This window comes from Aureimonas ureilytica DSM 18598 = NBRC 106430, from assembly GCF_000382705.1.
GTDB lineage: Bacteria > Pseudomonadota > Alphaproteobacteria > Rhizobiales > Rhizobiaceae > Aureimonas > Aureimonas ureilytica.
On record NZ_ARQE01000011.1, the window covers coordinates 1 to 16,363 of the forward strand.

The 16,363-nt window shown below is 63.4% G+C and carries 15 protein-coding genes, 1 pseudogene and 1 riboswitch; of the genes and pseudogenes, 10 read left to right on the plus strand and 6 right to left on the minus strand.

Annotation, left to right across the window (positions count from 1 at the left end; genetic code table 11):
* The first annotated feature begins 14 nt into the window (after positions 1-14).
* From B146_RS0119625 to B146_RS29935, 5 genes and pseudogenes are all read left to right on the plus strand, one after another.
* The gene (locus B146_RS0119625) at positions 15-287 is read left to right on the plus strand and encodes a hypothetical protein (protein ID WP_026358772.1); all 273 of its coding nucleotides are present in this window, start codon (positions 15-17) and stop codon (positions 285-287) included.
* Positions 288-322: 35 nt separating this feature from the next.
* Positions 323-484, plus strand: a complete 162-nt coding sequence (locus B146_RS0119630) for a hypothetical protein (protein ID WP_155897603.1) — start codon at positions 323-325, stop codon at positions 482-484.
* Entirely contained in the window at positions 481-1,587 is a 1,107-nt protein-coding gene (gene dnaN, locus B146_RS0119635) for a DNA polymerase III subunit beta (protein ID WP_019998189.1), read from the plus strand. The genes B146_RS0119630 and dnaN overlap by 4 nt, the downstream gene beginning before the upstream one ends.
* A 2-nt stretch (positions 1,588-1,589) precedes the next feature.
* Positions 1,590-1,703, plus strand: a pseudogene (locus B146_RS29930) (helix-turn-helix domain-containing protein); the annotation flags it as partial.
* Between the two features lie 59 nt (positions 1,704-1,762).
* On the plus strand, positions 1,763-2,839 hold the full coding sequence (locus B146_RS29935) for a tyrosine-type recombinase/integrase (RefSeq protein WP_019998190.1): 1,077 nt from the start codon (positions 1,763-1,765) through the stop codon (positions 2,837-2,839).
* Positions 2,840-3,047: 208 nt separating this feature from the next.
* On the opposite strand, the gene B146_RS29155 is transcribed toward B146_RS29935, so the two are convergent.
* Positions 3,048-3,656, minus strand: a complete 609-nt coding sequence (locus tag B146_RS29155) for a hypothetical protein (RefSeq protein WP_155897604.1) — start codon at positions 3,654-3,656, stop codon at positions 3,048-3,050.
* Positions 3,657-4,053: 397 nt separating this feature from the next.
* On the opposite strand from B146_RS29155, the gene B146_RS28515 reads away from it, so the two are divergent.
* The 3 genes from B146_RS28515 to B146_RS0119650 all read left to right on the plus strand — a co-directional run bounded on the left by B146_RS28515 (position 4,054) and on the right by B146_RS0119650 (position 9,531).
* A complete protein-coding gene (locus B146_RS28515) occupies positions 4,054-4,935 on the plus strand; it encodes a helix-turn-helix transcriptional regulator (RefSeq protein WP_162141958.1) in 882 nt (293 codons plus the stop codon).
* Between the two features lie 1,284 nt (positions 4,936-6,219).
* Entirely contained in the window at positions 6,220-6,540 is a 321-nt protein-coding gene (locus tag B146_RS0119645) for a helix-turn-helix domain-containing protein (protein WP_051091607.1), read from the plus strand.
* A gap of 330 nt (positions 6,541-6,870) precedes the next feature.
* Positions 6,871-9,531, plus strand: a complete 2,661-nt coding sequence (locus B146_RS0119650; RefSeq protein ID WP_019998192.1) for a beta strand repeat-containing protein — start codon at positions 6,871-6,873, stop codon at positions 9,529-9,531.
* A gap of 98 nt (positions 9,532-9,629) precedes the next feature.
* On the opposite strand, the gene B146_RS29590 is transcribed toward B146_RS0119650, so the two are convergent.
* Together B146_RS29590 and B146_RS0119660 are read right to left on the minus strand one after the other, a co-directional pair.
* A complete protein-coding gene (locus B146_RS29590; RefSeq protein WP_155897605.1) occupies positions 9,630-9,944 on the minus strand; it encodes a hypothetical protein in 315 nt (104 codons plus the stop codon).
* Positions 9,945-10,015: 71 nt separating this feature from the next.
* Complete coding sequence (locus tag B146_RS0119660; RefSeq protein ID WP_019998194.1) at positions 10,016-11,098, minus strand: 2'-deoxycytidine 5'-triphosphate deaminase; 1,083 nt, start codon at positions 11,096-11,098, stop codon at positions 10,016-10,018.
* A gap of 125 nt (positions 11,099-11,223) precedes the next feature.
* Positions 11,224-11,301: riboswitch (SAM riboswitch) on the plus strand.
* A 56-nt stretch (positions 11,302-11,357) separates the two neighbouring features.
* Here B146_RS0119660 and B146_RS0119665 point away from each other — a divergent pair.
* Both B146_RS0119665 and apaG read left to right on the plus strand, forming a co-directional pair.
* Positions 11,358-12,551 (plus strand): O-succinylhomoserine sulfhydrylase, encoded by a 1,194-nt coding sequence (locus B146_RS0119665; protein WP_026358774.1) that lies wholly within the window; start codon positions 11,358-11,360, stop codon positions 12,549-12,551.
* A gap of 118 nt (positions 12,552-12,669) precedes the next feature.
* Positions 12,670-13,062, plus strand: coding sequence for a Co2+/Mg2+ efflux protein ApaG (gene apaG, locus B146_RS0119670; RefSeq protein ID WP_019998196.1), 393 nt, complete (start codon positions 12,670-12,672; stop codon positions 13,060-13,062).
* A gap of 54 nt (positions 13,063-13,116) precedes the next feature.
* Here apaG and B146_RS0119675 read toward each other — a convergent pair whose 3' ends face one another.
* The 3 genes from B146_RS0119675 to B146_RS0119685 are packed head-to-tail and all read right to left on the minus strand — an operon-like array spanning position 13,117 to position 16,284.
* A complete protein-coding gene (locus tag B146_RS0119675) occupies positions 13,117-14,130 on the minus strand; it encodes an Hsp33 family molecular chaperone (RefSeq protein ID WP_019998197.1) in 1,014 nt (337 codons plus the stop codon).
* A complete protein-coding gene (argF, locus tag B146_RS0119680; RefSeq protein ID WP_019998198.1) occupies positions 14,123-15,079 on the minus strand; it encodes an ornithine carbamoyltransferase in 957 nt (318 codons plus the stop codon). Before argF ends, B146_RS0119675 begins: the two co-directional genes overlap by 8 nt.
* The gene (locus tag B146_RS0119685) at positions 15,076-16,284 is read right to left on the minus strand and encodes an aspartate aminotransferase family protein (RefSeq protein WP_019998199.1); all 1,209 of its coding nucleotides are present in this window, start codon (positions 16,282-16,284) and stop codon (positions 15,076-15,078) included. The genes argF and B146_RS0119685 overlap by 4 nt, the downstream gene beginning before the upstream one ends.
* Positions 16,285-16,363: the final 79 nt, after the last annotated feature.

The window sequence follows — 16,363 nt, forward strand, 5'->3', positions numbered from 1 at the left end:
GAGGGAGAGGCCGCATGAACCGCGACCAGCTCACCCTTGCCCGTCAGGCCCTCGGCCTGCCCAACCCGCGCCGGCAGTCCTATGCGAACCACTTCGTAGCGCCCCCGCGCGGCGAAGCGCTGGAGGCCTGGGGCGAGATGATCCGTGCCGGCCTCGCGATCTGCCGCACCGGCTCGGCCGAGGCCGGCCCCGCTACCTTCGCCCTCACCCGTGCTGGCGCCGATCGCGCGCTCGCGCCGGGTGAACGCCTTAACCCCACTGACTTCCCGCCGATCGGAGCGCACTGATGGCTTGCGAGTTCTGCGATAACGAACGGTCTGGCGTGTCGCTCATACCTGACCTCCGCCGCCTCTATGACCTCGTGGCGGAGCAGCGCACGATCGAAGCGCTGACGATGATGCATGAGGCGGCCCCAGAGGAATTGCCGATGCCGCGCACGATCCTGCGGCTTCGGCAGCACGAGAACGCGGGGACGGACCTATGACCATCCTCGCCTTCGCCTGCCAGCGCGACACGCTCTCGGCCGCGCTGGACCGCGCCCGCAAGATCGTCGCTGGGCGCAACACGATCCCGATCCTCAGCAACCTACTCTTGCGCCTGGACGCGGACGGAACGCTGACGATCAAAGGCACCGATCTGGACATTGAAACCTCAGTCCAGGTCGAGAACGTGGACGTGGTGACGCCCGGAGCCACGACCGTTCCCGCTGCCGCCTTCGCGGCCACTGTCGCCAAGATGGCGGCTGGGCGCGTGATCATCGATGCGACGGACACCGCCCTTACGGTCCGCGCCGGGCGCGCCCGCACCACATTCCAAACCTTCCCGGCGGACGACTTCCCCGACATCTCTGCGAAGGTGGCAACCCACACCTTCACGATCCCGCATTTGGACCTTCGCAGGATCTACGAGAAGTGCGACTTCGCGATCTCCAACGAGGAAACGCGCTACTACCTGTGCGGCGTCTACCTGCGCACGATCGACGGCCAGCTGGTGGCGACGGCGACGGACGGGCATCGCCTGTCGCGTCTCGCTCTCGAAATGCCCGATGGCGCCGAGGACATGCCCGGCATCATCATCCCCGACCGGACGGTGAGCATGTTCCGCGAGCTGGCGGATAAGGAGGACGTGCCGATCCAGGTCGGGCTGTCCGAGAACTTCATCCGCCTGCGCAGCCCGAAGATGACGATCTATTCCAGACTCGTGGATGGCACCTATCCCGATAGCGAGCGCATCATTCCGCGCGGCAACAACCAAGTCGCGATCGTCGAGCTAGCCGCCCTCGTGGCGGCAATCGATCGCTTGATCGTGCTGACGGACAAAGATCGACGCGCCTACCGGATGGAGTTCACGGCCGGGCAGATCACCATGTTCTCGAAAGCCGATGCCGGCGAGGCGGAAGACACGATCGACGCCGCCTGCGACTTCGATCTGACCGTTGGGTTCAACGGCAAATATCTCCAGGACATGTGCAAGACCATGATCGGCCCGAAGCTGCGCCTGGAGATGGGCGACGCTGGCTCGCCGCCCCTTATTCGGGACGAGGGCGACCCCACCCGCGAACTCGTTCTCATGCCAATGAGGGTTTAGCCATGGGAACCCTACTTACGCCCGAACAGGCCGCCGAGCGGCTTGCCATCTCCACCCGTCAATTGCGCGATCTCACACGCAGTGGCAGCATTCGCTACATCGACATCGGAATGCACGAGCGCGAGACGAGGCGGTACGACCCCGCCGATCTCGCAGCCTTCATAGAGGAACGCAGATGTCAGTCTTCAAGCGCGCCGGTTCGGAGGTCTATTCCTACGACTTCCGTTATCGGGGCCGCCGCCTTTCAGGAACGACTGATTGCACGACAAGACGCGCGGCAGAAGCGTTTGAACGCCAAGTCAAAGACGAAGCCAAGCGCGACCAGCTCGACACCTCCAAGCCCCTGACGTTCCAGGCCGCCGCGTTCCTGTATTGGAACGAGGTCGGCCAATACCACAGCGATCCGTCCGGCCCCGAGCGGAACATCGCATGGCTGCAAGCCGAGATCGGGGCCAACACCCTCCTATCCGACATCACGAACGCCACCGTCGCCCGCTTGGTCGCCAAGCGGCGTGGTGAAGGCGTAGCGAACGGGACAGTCAACCGCACCGTGGTCGAGCCACTGCGCACGATCCTACGCCGGGCCGTCAAAATGAATGGCGCGAAGGTCCAGGCGATCGACTGGATAGCGCACCGTTTGAAGGAGCCCCAGGAGCGAGTGCGCGAGGCCAGCGCCGTCGAGGAAGAAGCCGTCCTGAAGGTGACGCCCGAGGACTATCGCCCTTTGATCCGGTTCGCGATCATGACGGGATGCCGGCGCGCCGAGATCGTCGGCCTGACATGGCAGGACGTGAATTGGTTCGCCCGAGAGTTCCGCGTCACCGGCAAGGGCGAGCGCTCGCGCACCATCCCCATGACGGCGGCCGTCTACGATCTTCTGTTCAGCCTGAAGGATCACCACAAGACGGCGGTGTTCACGTTCAAGGCCGCTCGCACTCGCGCCGGTCGCGTGAAAGGCAAGCGCTACCCGATCACGGCCGAGGGCTTGCACACAATCTGGCACCGCTACATTCGGGCGGCTGTTCCCGACTTCCGGTTCCACGACACACGGCACACAGCGGCCACGCGCCTCGTGCGCACGACCGGCAACCTGAAGATGGCGCAGAAGCTACTCGGCCACACGAACGTCACCACCACGGCGCGCTATGCGCACGTCACGCACGACGATCTACGTCTCGGACTGGAAGCCGTGGATGCGGCAGGGCCCGAGACGCAGCGTGCCACAGTCATACGGAAGGTGGCCACGCCCTAAGCCCCACCCCGGGGTTATTGATGCGACGAGCGGGCGGGGAGCGTTCGATCGCACACGCCTGCCAGCTGCCGCGCCAGCCGCGAAGAAGTCATAGTGGGTGTCTGGTGACACTTTCTCACCGGATCAAGCGTGCCCTTGCGAAACTAGCGCCTGTTTGCACGTGATCTTATCGACAGCAGCGGTGAGGAAAGAGGATGCCCAAGCGTCTTCATCTCTGTTCGTAATGCGGCTCCGCATCCGAAAGAGGGGTTCCTCCTGTCCGAAAATATTCTGGCTCCCGAGGACTCAGAACAAGACTATTCTTTTCAAGGACGTAGTATTCGTCTCGATCAGGTCGCGCTTTACTCATCCCCTGCGTAGAAGACCCCGGCATCAATGGAACTTTGTTGATATTCCGGAGTACGGTTTTATTTTTTAATAAAGCCTTATTTACAGGAACCTTTCGGATAAAAATCGGAAAGAACCGCCCGTCCTTTCCGTCGCTCCCGTCCCCAAAGATTTGCTTCTCGGGAACCTGTTCAAGGCGTGCATGATATCCATTTCCGTTCAATAACAGAGTCAGATCGTGCCAGAAACGAAAAGTGCTGTTTGGCATCTGTACCCATTCGAAATTGACAACAAACACGACCCCCCTTTTATTGATGTTGTTCGTCTGTACGACGGTCGTATTTTTCAGCGCAGCGGCGAGCTTTCCAGCGGACGCGTCATTTGAGCTTTTACTCAGGAAACGCAAAGCACGCATTTCAGCAATTCGCCATTCCTGCTGCGCGCAAGTGCCGTATTTTATTTCGTTTATGAAGTCAAAACATACAGTCATCGGTCAACCCCGCACTGAATCTAGCGTGTTTTACTCCTTTCGATCGATGGTGAGCAATCATTCCTTTGGAATGTCAGTCTCGAAATTCGTCCCAGCGTCTACTTTCGGATATCCGATCCGACGACAAAGAGCGCGGGTTTTTGGTTGACATCCCACACATCGACGTGTGGTAGATCGGTCCAGGTCGTTGAGAACCGCATCTACAGATCATGGCTAAGCTGATGCAGGATGCCATTCATACTACGTCGCCCAATATCCGTTCATGATTGAGCCTCTACCGAGTGTCCACCTCAGTTCGACCGAGCTCGGGCAGGAAACCGCGCTGTCGGCTTGGAACTCCCTCCTTCCGCCATACAGGGTTCGCCTACCCATCGACGCTGATCCTAACGACTTCCGTATGGACGTCTCAGCTTGGCTACTGGACCCACTCGTTATCGTAACCGGAACAACGTCATCCATTCGGATCGACTGCGAAGGAAGCACAAGAAAACAGGGCGACGGCAACGTCGCCTTCGTCTTGTATCTGGATGGAGAGTGGACAGGCGACGCGGACGGTAAACCTTTCGCCGTTAGCTCAGGGCAGCTGCTCGCACTCGACAACCTCCGACCATCTGGAGGGATCGCAACTGAAAGCCGCTGGGTGATCGTCAACGTGCCGAAGCTTGCCTTCGCACAAATGTTTTCTGAGTTTCCAGATCTGCACGGACAAGCATTCCAATCCGCAAACGGAGAATTCCTCGCAGAACATATCGGATCGCTCGCTCGGTACCTGCCGCGACTAGCGGTTGGTCATACAGATAAGTTTTCCCGGGCGGCTATCAATTTGATGGCTGCAGCAATGCAAGATGTGGTGGTTCGAACCGGGGCGAATTTGTCGCTAGACCATTCTGCGGTTCGCGCTCGCGTGGAGCGCTACATCCGACAGAATTTGTCGAACTCGACACTCTCGCCGCAAGCCATCGTTCAAGATTTAGAAATAGCACGTGCTACTCTTTATAGAGCGTTCGCGCCGTTAGGAGGTGTTCTAAACTTCATTACGCAATGCCGCTTGGAAGCAGCCCGAGCGATTTTGCTCCATCCCGAAGATCATCGGACGATAGGTGAAATTGCGGACGTCCTAGGTTTTTCGAGCCCTGCGGTATTCGCGAAGACATTCAGTCGCGTTTACGGCTGCTCCCCGCGAACGGCTCGTTCGAAAGGTGTAACAAGCCTTCCATTGAGTGGTCGCCTTCTCTTCGATTCATGGAGAGACTTTTTGAAATCTGCTTCTAGCAAGTGAGGCTAGAACACCTCGATTTGTGGCGTGCCGCTTCGTCTATGCCCCGCAAGGAATTACGTACGTGAGACCTATCGCTCATGACTAACGTACCACTTCGAGCTTTGGTCTTGGATAGCGAGCATTCGCAACGACGAGGCCGGGATGGATTAATAGGCCATGTTTTACGCCAAGGCAGATTATCGCGGTTCGGCAGCACCCCTATGGCGTGTTAGCCCATGAAGCGAGCCGGGCTCCAACCGCGAGGGCGCGCTAGACGTAGAGATCGTTCTGAGGGTCTCTTAGGAACGGCCGAAAGCGAGAACGCGGCAAGGCGTGGCAGCAGACCTTGCACAAAGTGTCCAGCAGCTTGCCGACCTCATCAGGCGAGATCCACGGGTTTGGTCCGAGCACTCCCGGACGCAGCAGCACGTCTTCGTATTCGATGACCAACCGCCGGAGAGAGCGCGAAGTCGATCTCCCCGGCCAGCATCCCGCGCAGGATGCGGTTTGACGCTCCGTTCCTAGAGCGCAGGACGCGGACTATGACGTTGGCGTCGGTGACGGTCATGATCCGAAAGTGATGTCGCGGGAGACATCAGTCAAGCATCGGAGGTGTCAGCGAGGCGCGGCGCCAACGACGCCTAGCGCGCGATGATGACCGCGAGATCATGGATGCGCTTTGCGCGACGGGGCTTACCAGCAAAATCGCCACGGCGATGCACGATCTGTCAGCTAACCGCCGATAATCTATATGTAAATTCAATTGGGGAATACGGCTTGGGAAGCTGGCGTTCTACCGCTGAACTACGCCCGCGCTCACATCGAAAATCGTAGAGGCAAAGGGATTGAGGCGCAAGGGCAAAAGGCGTCGTGAACTTGGGGGCGCGACGGGCGAGGAAGGGGCCTCTTGCGATACCCGGTCCGTCGTTCGGGATACCCGGCCCTCTCGCGGACATCGGCCCCGGGCGCTTTGCTTTCCGCTTTCGGCGAAGAGCCTTTCGCGCATCCGGTGGAAACGCCGGACGCCAGCGCCGCGGGGTTCGGGCGTCGGTCCGCACGCAGCGCCCCTTCCCGCTCTGTGCCGGCGACGGTGGAAAGGCGTTCGCCCCCGCGCGCGCGCCCTCGACAGAGCCGACCGAACTGCAACCCGCCAGTTGCAGGCATAGGCGAAATTCACCCAAAAACACTCGCAATAAGCGCAAATGCTGTTGGCTTTTCTCTACCTATGGTGTACCCATCAGGAGGCACGAGGCGGTGGACCGCGTGGCAGTTTTTCTACACTATATCGTCCGACGGATCGTCCTTATGGTTGTTCAAACCATCCTCAAAGACGCCCATCGCCAGCGCCTTCGAGAGGAAGGTGGCTCTTGGTTGCGAAAGAAGCGTGAAGACGCTGGTCTAACGCAGAAGCAACTATCGGAAATACTCGACCTGAAAATCTACACGTTCATCTCGCAGGTCGAACTTGGGCGGGGACGAATTCCCTTCGAGCGTTACGCCGAATGGGCGCGGGCGCTGAAGATCGACGAATACGAGTTTGCTGCAAAGGTTCTGTCATTCTACGAGCCGGCGATTTTCGACATCGTCATTTCCGGGCGCGATCAGGGGACAACCAACGCGCTCTGACGCGCATCTTGCCGATATTGGAACATTATACTTCAAGCGATGGCCTTTTCCGCTCATCGCCCCCGTCACGCCGTAGACTACAGTGATACCTATAGTTGCAAAATTGCTCGCATAGGTATTGCGGGTGTACAGCAAATGCTTTAGTCGTACCGCAGCTTCGGGGGTACGTTCCAAAGTTGCAGATCGGTGGGTCCGAAAGAGGGGATCAGGTCGGTCCGGACGCCAGTCCATCGCTCGTCTTGACGGCGCGGAGCGATGAACTGGCGGTCGAGATACTCGCGATGCCAGCAGGGCCGGCGCCGGCCCAAATTACGACAACGGAGACTCCAAATGTCGAATACCATCGGCTTTGATTCAGCCTTTTACGCCTCGCAGAACCTGGACGTCGTTGCTGCCGTCTCCCGTGGCCAGTTCACGAGCTACCAGCAGCACTACGACCTGTTCGGCCGCTTCGAAGGTCGCAACCCGAACGCCTTCTTCAACACGTCGTTCTACCTTCAGACGTACCAGGACGTGGCGCGTGCCGGCGTTAACCCGCTGACGCACTTCCTGAACAACGGCGCAGCCGAAGGCCGTTTCGCGAACGCGAACGAAAAGGCCGCGATCGACCTGAACAACAATGGCGGCGCGGACGACTTCAACGAGACCGTCTACCGCACGACCTACACGGACGTCGACAACGCCATCAAGGCCGGCACGTTCAAGAACGCCTACCAGCACTTCGTGCAGTTCGGCCAGTTCGAAGGCCGCACGGCGACGCTCTCGAACGGCACGACGATCACCGGCCCGTTCTCGAACACCGGCTCGGGTACGGGCAACTTCATCACGCTGACCAACGGTCTCGATGGTCCCAATGCCGTGGCGCCTGCCGCAAACACCAACGGCACCACCGGCGACGACATTTATCTGGCTGACAACAACACGCTGTCGGCGGACACGATCAACGGCAACGCCGGCAACGACACGTTGCGCGTGACGACGGCCGCAAGCGCGACGTACACGCCTACCCTCAACTCCGTCGAGCGTATCGAAGCAACTACGACGAATGGTACCGCTACGTTCGACCTGACGAATGCAGCTGGCGTACAGACAGTGGCTCGCACGTCGGGCGCTGGCAACCTTGAAGTCAACAACCTAAAGAACATCGTCTCGCTCGAGAATGGCGCTGTCACTGCTGGCACTCTGGTCGTTGGGTATGCAGCCGCTACGGTTGCAGGCACGACCGACACGCAGAAGATCAGCTTCAGCGGCACGACGTCCGGCGCCGTGACGGTGAACGGAATCGAGACGTTTGACGTCACCTCCACCGGCACTAACACGATCGCTTCGCTGAACAGCAACTCGCTGTCTTCGGTCAAGTTCGCTGGTGGCGGCAACACGACGGTGACGGCGGCGCTGACCGGCGCAACGACGGTCGACGCATCGACGGCCACGGGCAGCATCAAGGTCTTGCTCGACGCTACGAAGAACGTGACTGCTACCGGCGGCACGGGCAACGACGTCTTCAACTTCGGCACCGGCTTCAACGCCCAGGATAAGGTCGACGGCGGCGCTGGCACCGACTACATCGGCTTCAGCGATCTGGCCAATGGCCTGACGGCCAATGCGTCGAACATTTCGAACATCGAAGGCGTCCTGATCGCCACGAACACTGGCGCGACCACCGGCACCATCAATGTCGACAATTTCGTTGGCAACAGCATCTCGCTCTTCCGCTTCGGCAACGACGCGACGGCGGATAGCATCGGCATCGCCAACGGCGCCACTGCCAACATCACGAACGCGGTGACGGGGTCGACGGTGTTCGTGAACACCGACAACGGTGGCACGACTGGCGCGTTAACTTTTGGCCTGAAGAACAATGGCACGGCCGACGTGCTGAACCTGAAGCTCATCAACACCGACACGACCGGTGTTGCCGAAACGCACGGCTTGGCTTCGTTGATTGCCGATCAGATCGAGACGATCAACATCGACAGCAGCAAGCTCGTTCTGACCGGTGCGACGATCGACACGAGTGACACGATCAGCATTGCGACGCTGACGTCTGCTTCGGCGACGACGCTGAACCTGACCGGCAACACCAACCTGTCGATCGGCACGACGGCCAGCACGCTGACGTCTTTGGCCACGGTCGATGCGAGCGGCGTGACCGGCGATGTCACCCTCGGTACCGTTGCGAACGCGCTCAGCACCACGACCACCGGTGCAACGATCACGACGGGCGCTGGCAACGACTTCGTCTCGCTCAACGTCGGCGGCAGCGCTGTACTGAAGGCGATCGCTCTGGGTGCGGATACTTCGGGTGCGGCGGGCGCTGGCGATACGCTGGCTCTCTCGGGTGGCGGTGCACTCAACGGTGTCACGATCGTTGACCTTTCGTCCTCCACGGATCAGGTTTCCCAGCTCCTCGGTTCTGCGAACTCGGCTTCTCAGACGGGCATCGAGAACGTGAACCTTTCGGGCCTGAACGGGACCGCGCAGATCACTGGCACCGCCGGAAACAACATCCTCATCGGTACGGCCGGTGCGGATGCGATCAGCGCCGGCGCAGGCAATGACATCGTCACCGGCGGCACTGGCGCGGATCGCATCAACGTTGGATCGGGCACAGATACTGTGGTGCTCGCCAACGGCGACTCGGGAACGTTCGCTGTGCCAGTCGCAAACACGATCTCTACAACAACATTCGACATCATTTCGGGTGCTGGCGCTGGAGATCGCATCGACCTGACGGATGCAGCACGTACGGTTGCGACTGCGACTGACCTGACAGCCGTCGCCCTTGCAGACAACAAAGCCACGTTCGTTCGCGGTACCTACGACGCCACTGCTAACACGTTCGTTGGTAGCGCAACGGGCGCTGATACGCTGCTCGTTTATGACGCCGATGCTGCGGCCACGACAGCTCACCAGTCGGTGGTTCTGACCGGCTTCGTCAATACCGCTACTGCAGCGGCAGGTGCTGATGGCATCTTCACGCTTGCCTAATTCATGAATGCATACGGAAAGGGGGGCTCTCAGCCCCCCTTTTTTCGTTTGGCGAATCTCGTTCGTCCCATAGCGCCGACATTCCACATTTTCGGATATCAATAGCCGTTAGACACGCGCACGAACGCGCCCATGGCGACCTCGAAGGACAGGCGCCAGTCCGGTTGCCGGTCGCGGATCCAATCGTCCAGCGCGTAGAGAACCTTCACCGCTTCCTTGTTCACGGGGCGCACGGCGCGAAGACTGGCGCCCGCAATGAAGCGCAGCTGGTTGCTGCTGCGGGACAGGTCGTTCTCTTCGAAATAAAGGCGCCGCCGCTCGGCCTCCTCCTCGCGCCTCGCCTCCTCGTCCCGCAGCCGCGCGATCTCGCGCCGGGCCGCAGCCGCCACTCGTCGCGCGCGGCGCAGGAACAAGGCGAGCGCCGCCGCAAGGCCGATCAGCCCCGCGATGACGACCAGCGTCAGCTCGCCTTCCCCCTCGCCCGTCAGCGGAAGTGCTTGGACAGCTTCAGGCCTTGCGCCTGATAGTTGGAATTGAGGTCGAGCCCGTAGAGCCGGCTGGGGAGCGAGGCCATGCGCTCGTAGACGAGGCGGCCGACGATCTGGCCGTCTTCGAGGATGAAGGGCACGTCGTGGCTGCGCACTTCGAGAACCGCGCGGCTGCCGGTGCCGCCCGCCGGCGAATGGCCGAAGCCGGGGTCGAAGAAGCCGGCGTAATGGACGCGGAACTCGCCGACCAAGGGGTCGAAGGGCGTCATCTCGGCGGCATAGGCGGGCGGCACATGCACCGCCTCCTTCGAAACGAGGATGTAGAACTCGTCGGGGTCGAGCACGAGCTCGCCCGTGCCGGCGCGGTGGATCGGCTCCCAGAAGTCGAGCACCGGCTGCGCGGCGCGTTTGTCGACATCGACGACGCCCGTGTGGCGCTTGCCGCGATAGCCGACGAGCCCTTCCGCATTGCCCATGAGGTCGATCGAGAGGGCGATGCCGCCGCCCGAAATGTTGGCGTCCGCCGCGCTGGTCAGCCGGTCGCTGGCGTGGAGCGCGGCGAGGTCGGCCTCGCCGAGCTGCGCGTCGCCGGTGCGGAAACGGATCTGGCTGAGGCGCGAGCCCGGCCGCACCACGATCGGAAAGGTGCGCGGGCTGATCTCGATGAAGAGCGGGCCGTGATAGCCCGCCGGCACCTTGTCGAACTCCTGCGCGCCATCGACGAGGACGCGCGTGAAGATGTCGAGCCGGCCGGTGGAGGATTTGGGGTTCGCCGCCGCGCGGATTTCGGCCGGCAGCGCCAGTCCTTCCTGAAGCGGCACGACATAGACGCAGCCGGTTTCCAGAACCGCCCCGCCCGACAGGTCGATCTCGTGCATGGAGAAACGGTCGAGCTTGTCGGCGACGCTGACGCCGCGCCCCGGAAGGAAGCTCGCGCGCACGCGGTAGGCCCGCGCGCCGAGCCGGAGGTCCAGGCTCGCGGGCTGGATCTGATCGGTGTCGAAGGCCCGTTCGGCCGTGATGCCGCCCGCTTCGAACAGCGCCGCAATGTCTCGATCAGGAAGAATACCGCCGGTCATAGACGGGTCCTACAGGCGTCGCGCGTAAAAATCGAGATGGCTGGCGCGCTTACCCAAAGGCAAAGTCAAAATCGCCTCGCGCGGGGGCTCACCGGTGATTGATTTGTGCGGATTTGCGGCTTATGCCTCGTTCCCGTGGTGATTTTGCCGGCCGGCTTGCAGCCACGTTAAACAACTCGCTAAAGGGCCGTTTCTCGAGTTCTCCCGAGCGGTCCCGTTGGCGTGTGCTGTCTTCAAGCCGGCCCTCGGAGTGATCCTCATGTCCAAGTCCGACGCGCCCCCGCGCCTGCGGCCCGCCACGCAGATGGTCCATGGAGGCACGATGCGCTCGGGCTTCGGCGAAACCTCCGAGGCGCTCTTCCTCACCCAAGGCTTCGTCTACCCGACCGCCGAGGCCGCCGAAGCGCGCTTCAAGGGCGAGGAGCCGGGCTTCGTCTATTCGCGCTACGCCAATCCGACGACGCGCATGTTCGAAGAGCGGATGATGGCGCTGGAAGGCGCCGAGGACGCGCGCGGCACGGCCTCCGGCATGGCGGCGATCTCCACCGCGCTGCAATGCGCCGTGAAGGCGGGGGACCATGTGGTCGCCGCCCGCGCCCTGTTCGGGTCCTGCCGCTACATCATCGAGACCGTGCTCGGCCGTGCCGGCGTGTCCTGTACGCTGGTCGACGGGCGCGATCTCGACCAGTGGCGCGCGGCCGTCCGTCCCGAAACCAAGCTCTTCTTCCTGGAAAGCCCGACCAACCCGACGCTGGAACTCGTCGACATCCGCGCCGTCGCCGACATCGCCCATGCGGCGGGCGCGGTGCTGGTCGTGGACAATGTCTTCGCCACGCCGCTGCAGCAGAAGCCGCTGGAACTCGGCGCCGACGTCGTCGTCTATTCCGCGACCAAGCATATCGACGGCCAGGGCCGGTGCCTGGGCGGCGTGATCCTCTCTTCCAAGGAGTGGATAGAGACGAACGTTCAGGACTTCTTCCGCCACACCGGCCCCTCGCTCTCCCCCTTCAACGCCTGGTGCCTCCTCAAGGGCCTGGAGACCCTGCCGCTGCGCGTCGCGCAGCAGACGGCGAACGCCGCGCGCATGGCCGACGCCTTCGCCGCCTCGCCGAAGGTCGCCAAGGTCCTTTATCCCGGCCGGGCTGACCATCCGCAGGCCGAGCTGGTGAAGCGGCAGATGACGGGCGGCTCGACGCTGCTCGCGGTGGAGCTGGCCGGTGGCAAGGAAGCGGCCTTCCGCTTCTCCAACGCGCTGCGCATCATCCTCCTGTCCAACAATCTCGGCGACGCCAAGAGCCTCATCACCCATCCGGCGACGACCACCCACAAGAGCCTGACCGACGAGGCGCGCGCCGAACTCGGCATCGGGCCCGGCCTCCTGCGCCTGTCGGCCGGCATCGAGGATGCCGACGATCTGGTGGAGGATATCGAGCAGGCGCTCGCGGCGGTCTGACGCATCGAGCGGGGCGAGCGCCTCTGCCTTGCGCTCGCCTCGGTCGGCTGGCAGAGGTTTCGTCATCCCATCCATGCGGGCCGCCCCGGCGGCCCGTTTCCGCAGGCAGGCGATCGGCATGTATCAGGCGACGACACGGCATATCACCGTCCGGGTAAGCCCGAGCTTCCTGCCCGAGGAGTCGGAGCCGACGGAAGGGCGCTGGGTCTTCGCCTATCGCATCGAGATCGAGAACGGCTCGCGCGAGACCGTGCAGCTGCGCTCGCGGTATTGGCACATCACCGATGGCCGGGGGCAGGTCGAGGAGGTGCGCGGGCCCGGCGTCGTCGGCGAGGAGCCGATCCTCTCGCCGGGCGACAGCTTCACCTACATGTCGGGCTGCCCGCTGGCGACGCCGTCGGGCATCATGCGCGGCTCGTTCCGCATGGAAACGGCGGACGGGCGCAGCTTCGACATCGAAGTGCCCGCCTTCTCGCTGGATGCGCCGGAAACGAAACGCCTTCTCAACTGACGCAAGGCCAGACGCGGGATCGAAAAAAGGGCGCTCGAAGCGCCCTTTTCGTTGTCAGTCGGTCTCGTTGGTCTCGTTGCCGCCGAATTCCTCGGGCGCGAAACTATAGGCCTCGCCGCAGAATTCGCAGGTCACGTTGATCTTGCCGTCCTCGACGCTCTCGGCGATGTCCTCGGCGGAGAAACTGTCGAGCACGCCCTTGATCTTCTCGCGCGTGCAGGAACAATCGTCGCGCACCGGCACGCCGGGGAAGACCCGCACGCCGCGCTCGTGGAACAGGCGGAACAGAAGCCGCTCGACGCCGACTTCCGGGTCGGCGAGTTCGGAGGCCTCGATCGTGCCGACCAGTGCCTGAACCTCGGTCCAGGCGTCGTCTTCCTCGAAATGCGGCTCCTCGGACCCTTCCGGCGCGTCGCCGCCCGGCAGATCGGGCAGGCGCATGCGCTCGGGCGAGGACGGCAGGAACTGCGCGATCAGGCCGCCCGCACGCCAGGTCTCGCGGAAGCCGCCGCCTTCGGCGCGGCGCGACATGCGCGCGACCGCGAGGCGGATCGTGGTCGGGATCTGCTCGGACTGGCGGAAGTAACTTTCCGCCACGCTTTCGAGCGAGTCGCCATTGAGCTCCACGATGCCCTGGTAGCGCTGCGTGTGCGCGCCCTGGTCGATCGTCAGCGCCAGAATGCCCTGCCCCAGAAGCGAGGGCGGGTCGGCCCGATGCGCCGCCACCGCTTCGGCCAGCCTCTCGGCGTCGAAGCGCGCATAGGCGCGCACGCTGGAGGGCGCGGTGTAGTCCACCACGAGAAGATCGACGGGGCCGTCGGTCTGCGTCTGCGCGATGAACTTGCCGTCGAACTTCAGCGAGGTGCCCAGCAGCACGGTGAGCACGATCATCTCGGCCAGAAGCTGCGCGACGGGCGCGGGATAGTCGTGGCGGGCGAGGATCTGGTCCACCATGGCGCCGAGCTGCACCGCGCGGCCGCGCGCGTCCAGCGCCTCGACCGCGAAGGGCACGACCGCGTCGTCGCCGGCGAAACCGAACTCGCCGAGTTCCAGATGATCCTCAGCCATGCGTCGCGACGTTCCCGAACACCCAGGCGAGGATCGACTTCTGCGCGTGCAGACGGTTCTCCGCCTCGTCGAAGACCACGGACTGCGGCCCGTCGATCACCTCGTCCGTCACCTCCTCGCCGCGATGGGCGGGCAGGCAGTGCATGAAGAGCGCTTCCGGCTTGGCGTGGCTCATCAGGCGCTCGTTGACCTGATAGGGCAGGAACACGTTGTGCCCGCGCGCCTGATCCTCGCGGCCCATGGAAACCCAGGTGTCGGTGACGACGCAGTCCGCGCCGCTCACCGCCTCCTCGGGATCGCTCGTCAGGTGAAGCCGCGTGCCGGCCGCGCGCGCCGCCGCGACATAGCGCGGATCGGGCTCGGAGCCTTCGGGCGTCGCGACGCGAAGCGAGAAGTCGAACCGGCCCGCCGCCTCGATCAGCGAGTTCAGGACATTGTTGCCGTCGCCCGACCAGGCGAAGGTCTTGCCCTGGACCGGGCCGCGATGCTCCTCGAAGGTGAGGAGATCGGCCATGATCTGGCAGGGATGGGTGTCGTCGGTCAGGGCGTTGATGACCGGCACGGTCGCGGCCTCGGCCATTTCCAGAAGGCGCGAATGCTCGGTGGTGCGGATCATGATCGCGTCGACATAGCGCGACAGGACGCGCGCCGTGTCGGCGATCGTCTCGGCGCGGCCGAGCTGCATTTCCGAGCCCGACAGGAACAGCGTCTCGCCGCCGAGCTGGCGCATGCCGACATCGAAGGACACGCGTGTGCGGGTCGAGGGCTTCTCGAAGATCATGGCGAGCATGCGCCCTTCGAGCGGGCGCGGGCCCTGCCGGCCGAGCGCCTTGCGCTGGCGCGCGTCGGCGAGGATGGCGCGCAGGTCGCGCGCCTCCATCGTGGAGAGATCGATGAAGTGCCGGACCGAGGACGGGGCCGTGGGTGCGGAGGCGAGGACGCTGCTCATGCCGCGCTGCTTTCCGATTGGGACTGGGACAGGTCGGCGACGGCGGCTTCGAGCCGGTTCATCGCCTCGCGGATTTCGCTTTCGCTGACATTGAGCGGCGGCAGGAAGCGCACGACATTGTCGCCGGCCGGGGCCGCGAGCATGGCATGGTCGCGCAGGGCCTCGATCAGGCGGGTGTTGGGCACCACGGCCTTGAGGCCGATCAGGAGCCCCTCGCCGCGCACTTCGGAGACGACGTCCGGATAGCGATCGGTGAGCGAGGCGAGGCTCTGCTTGAACAGGAGCGCGTTGCGCCGCACGTCGTCGAGGAAGCCCTCCGACAGGACGACGTCGAGAACCGCGTTGCCGACCGCCATGGCGAGCGGGTTGCCGCCGAAGGTCGTGCCATGCGTTCCCGCCGTCATGCCCTTGGCCGCTTCCGCCGTGGCAAGGCAGGCGCCGAGCGGGAAGCCGCCGCCGATGCCCTTGGCCGAGGCGAGGATGTCGGGCGCGACGCCGGAATTCTCGTAGGCGTAGAAGCGCCCGGTGCGCCCGACGCCGGTCTGCACCTCGTCATAGACGAGAAGCAGGCCATGCTCGTCGCAAAGCGCGCGCAGGAGCGTCAGGAAGCCCGTCTCGACCGAGCGGATGCCGCCCTCGCCCTGGATCGGCTCGATGAGGATCGCGGCGGTCTCGGGGCCGATCGCGGCGCGCAGCGCCGCCTCGTCGCCGAAGGGCACCTGATCGAAACCCTCGACCTTCGGGCCGAAGCCTTCGAGATACTTGGCCTGTCCGCCGGCGGCGATCGTCGCGAGCGTGCGGCCGTGGAAGGCGCCCTCGAAGGTCACGATGCGGAAGCGCTCGGGATGGCCCGAGACATACTGGTAGCGCCGCGCCGTCTTGATGGCGCATTCCAGCGCCTCGGCGCCGGAATTGGTGAAGAAGACCTTGTCGGCGAAGCTCGCCTCGACCAGCCGCTGGCCGAGCTTTTCCTGCCCCGGCACGTGGAAGAGGTTCGAGGTGTGCCAGAGCTTGCCCGCCTGCTCGGCGAGTGCCGCCACGAGAAGGGGATGGGCGTGGCCGAGCGAGTTCACCGCGATGCCGCCGGTGAAGTCGAGGAACGTGCGCCCGTCGCTCGTGTGCAGCCAGACCCCCTCGCCTCGCTCCACGCGAATGTCCGCGCGCGCGAAGGTGGCAAACAGCGGATTGTCGTGGGTCTCGGCCATGGCGATACTTCTCGTTGGCATGGACAATTGAGGAAACGGCGGCGCAGCGGCGGCCGGAGCGGCGGGCAAGAACAGACCC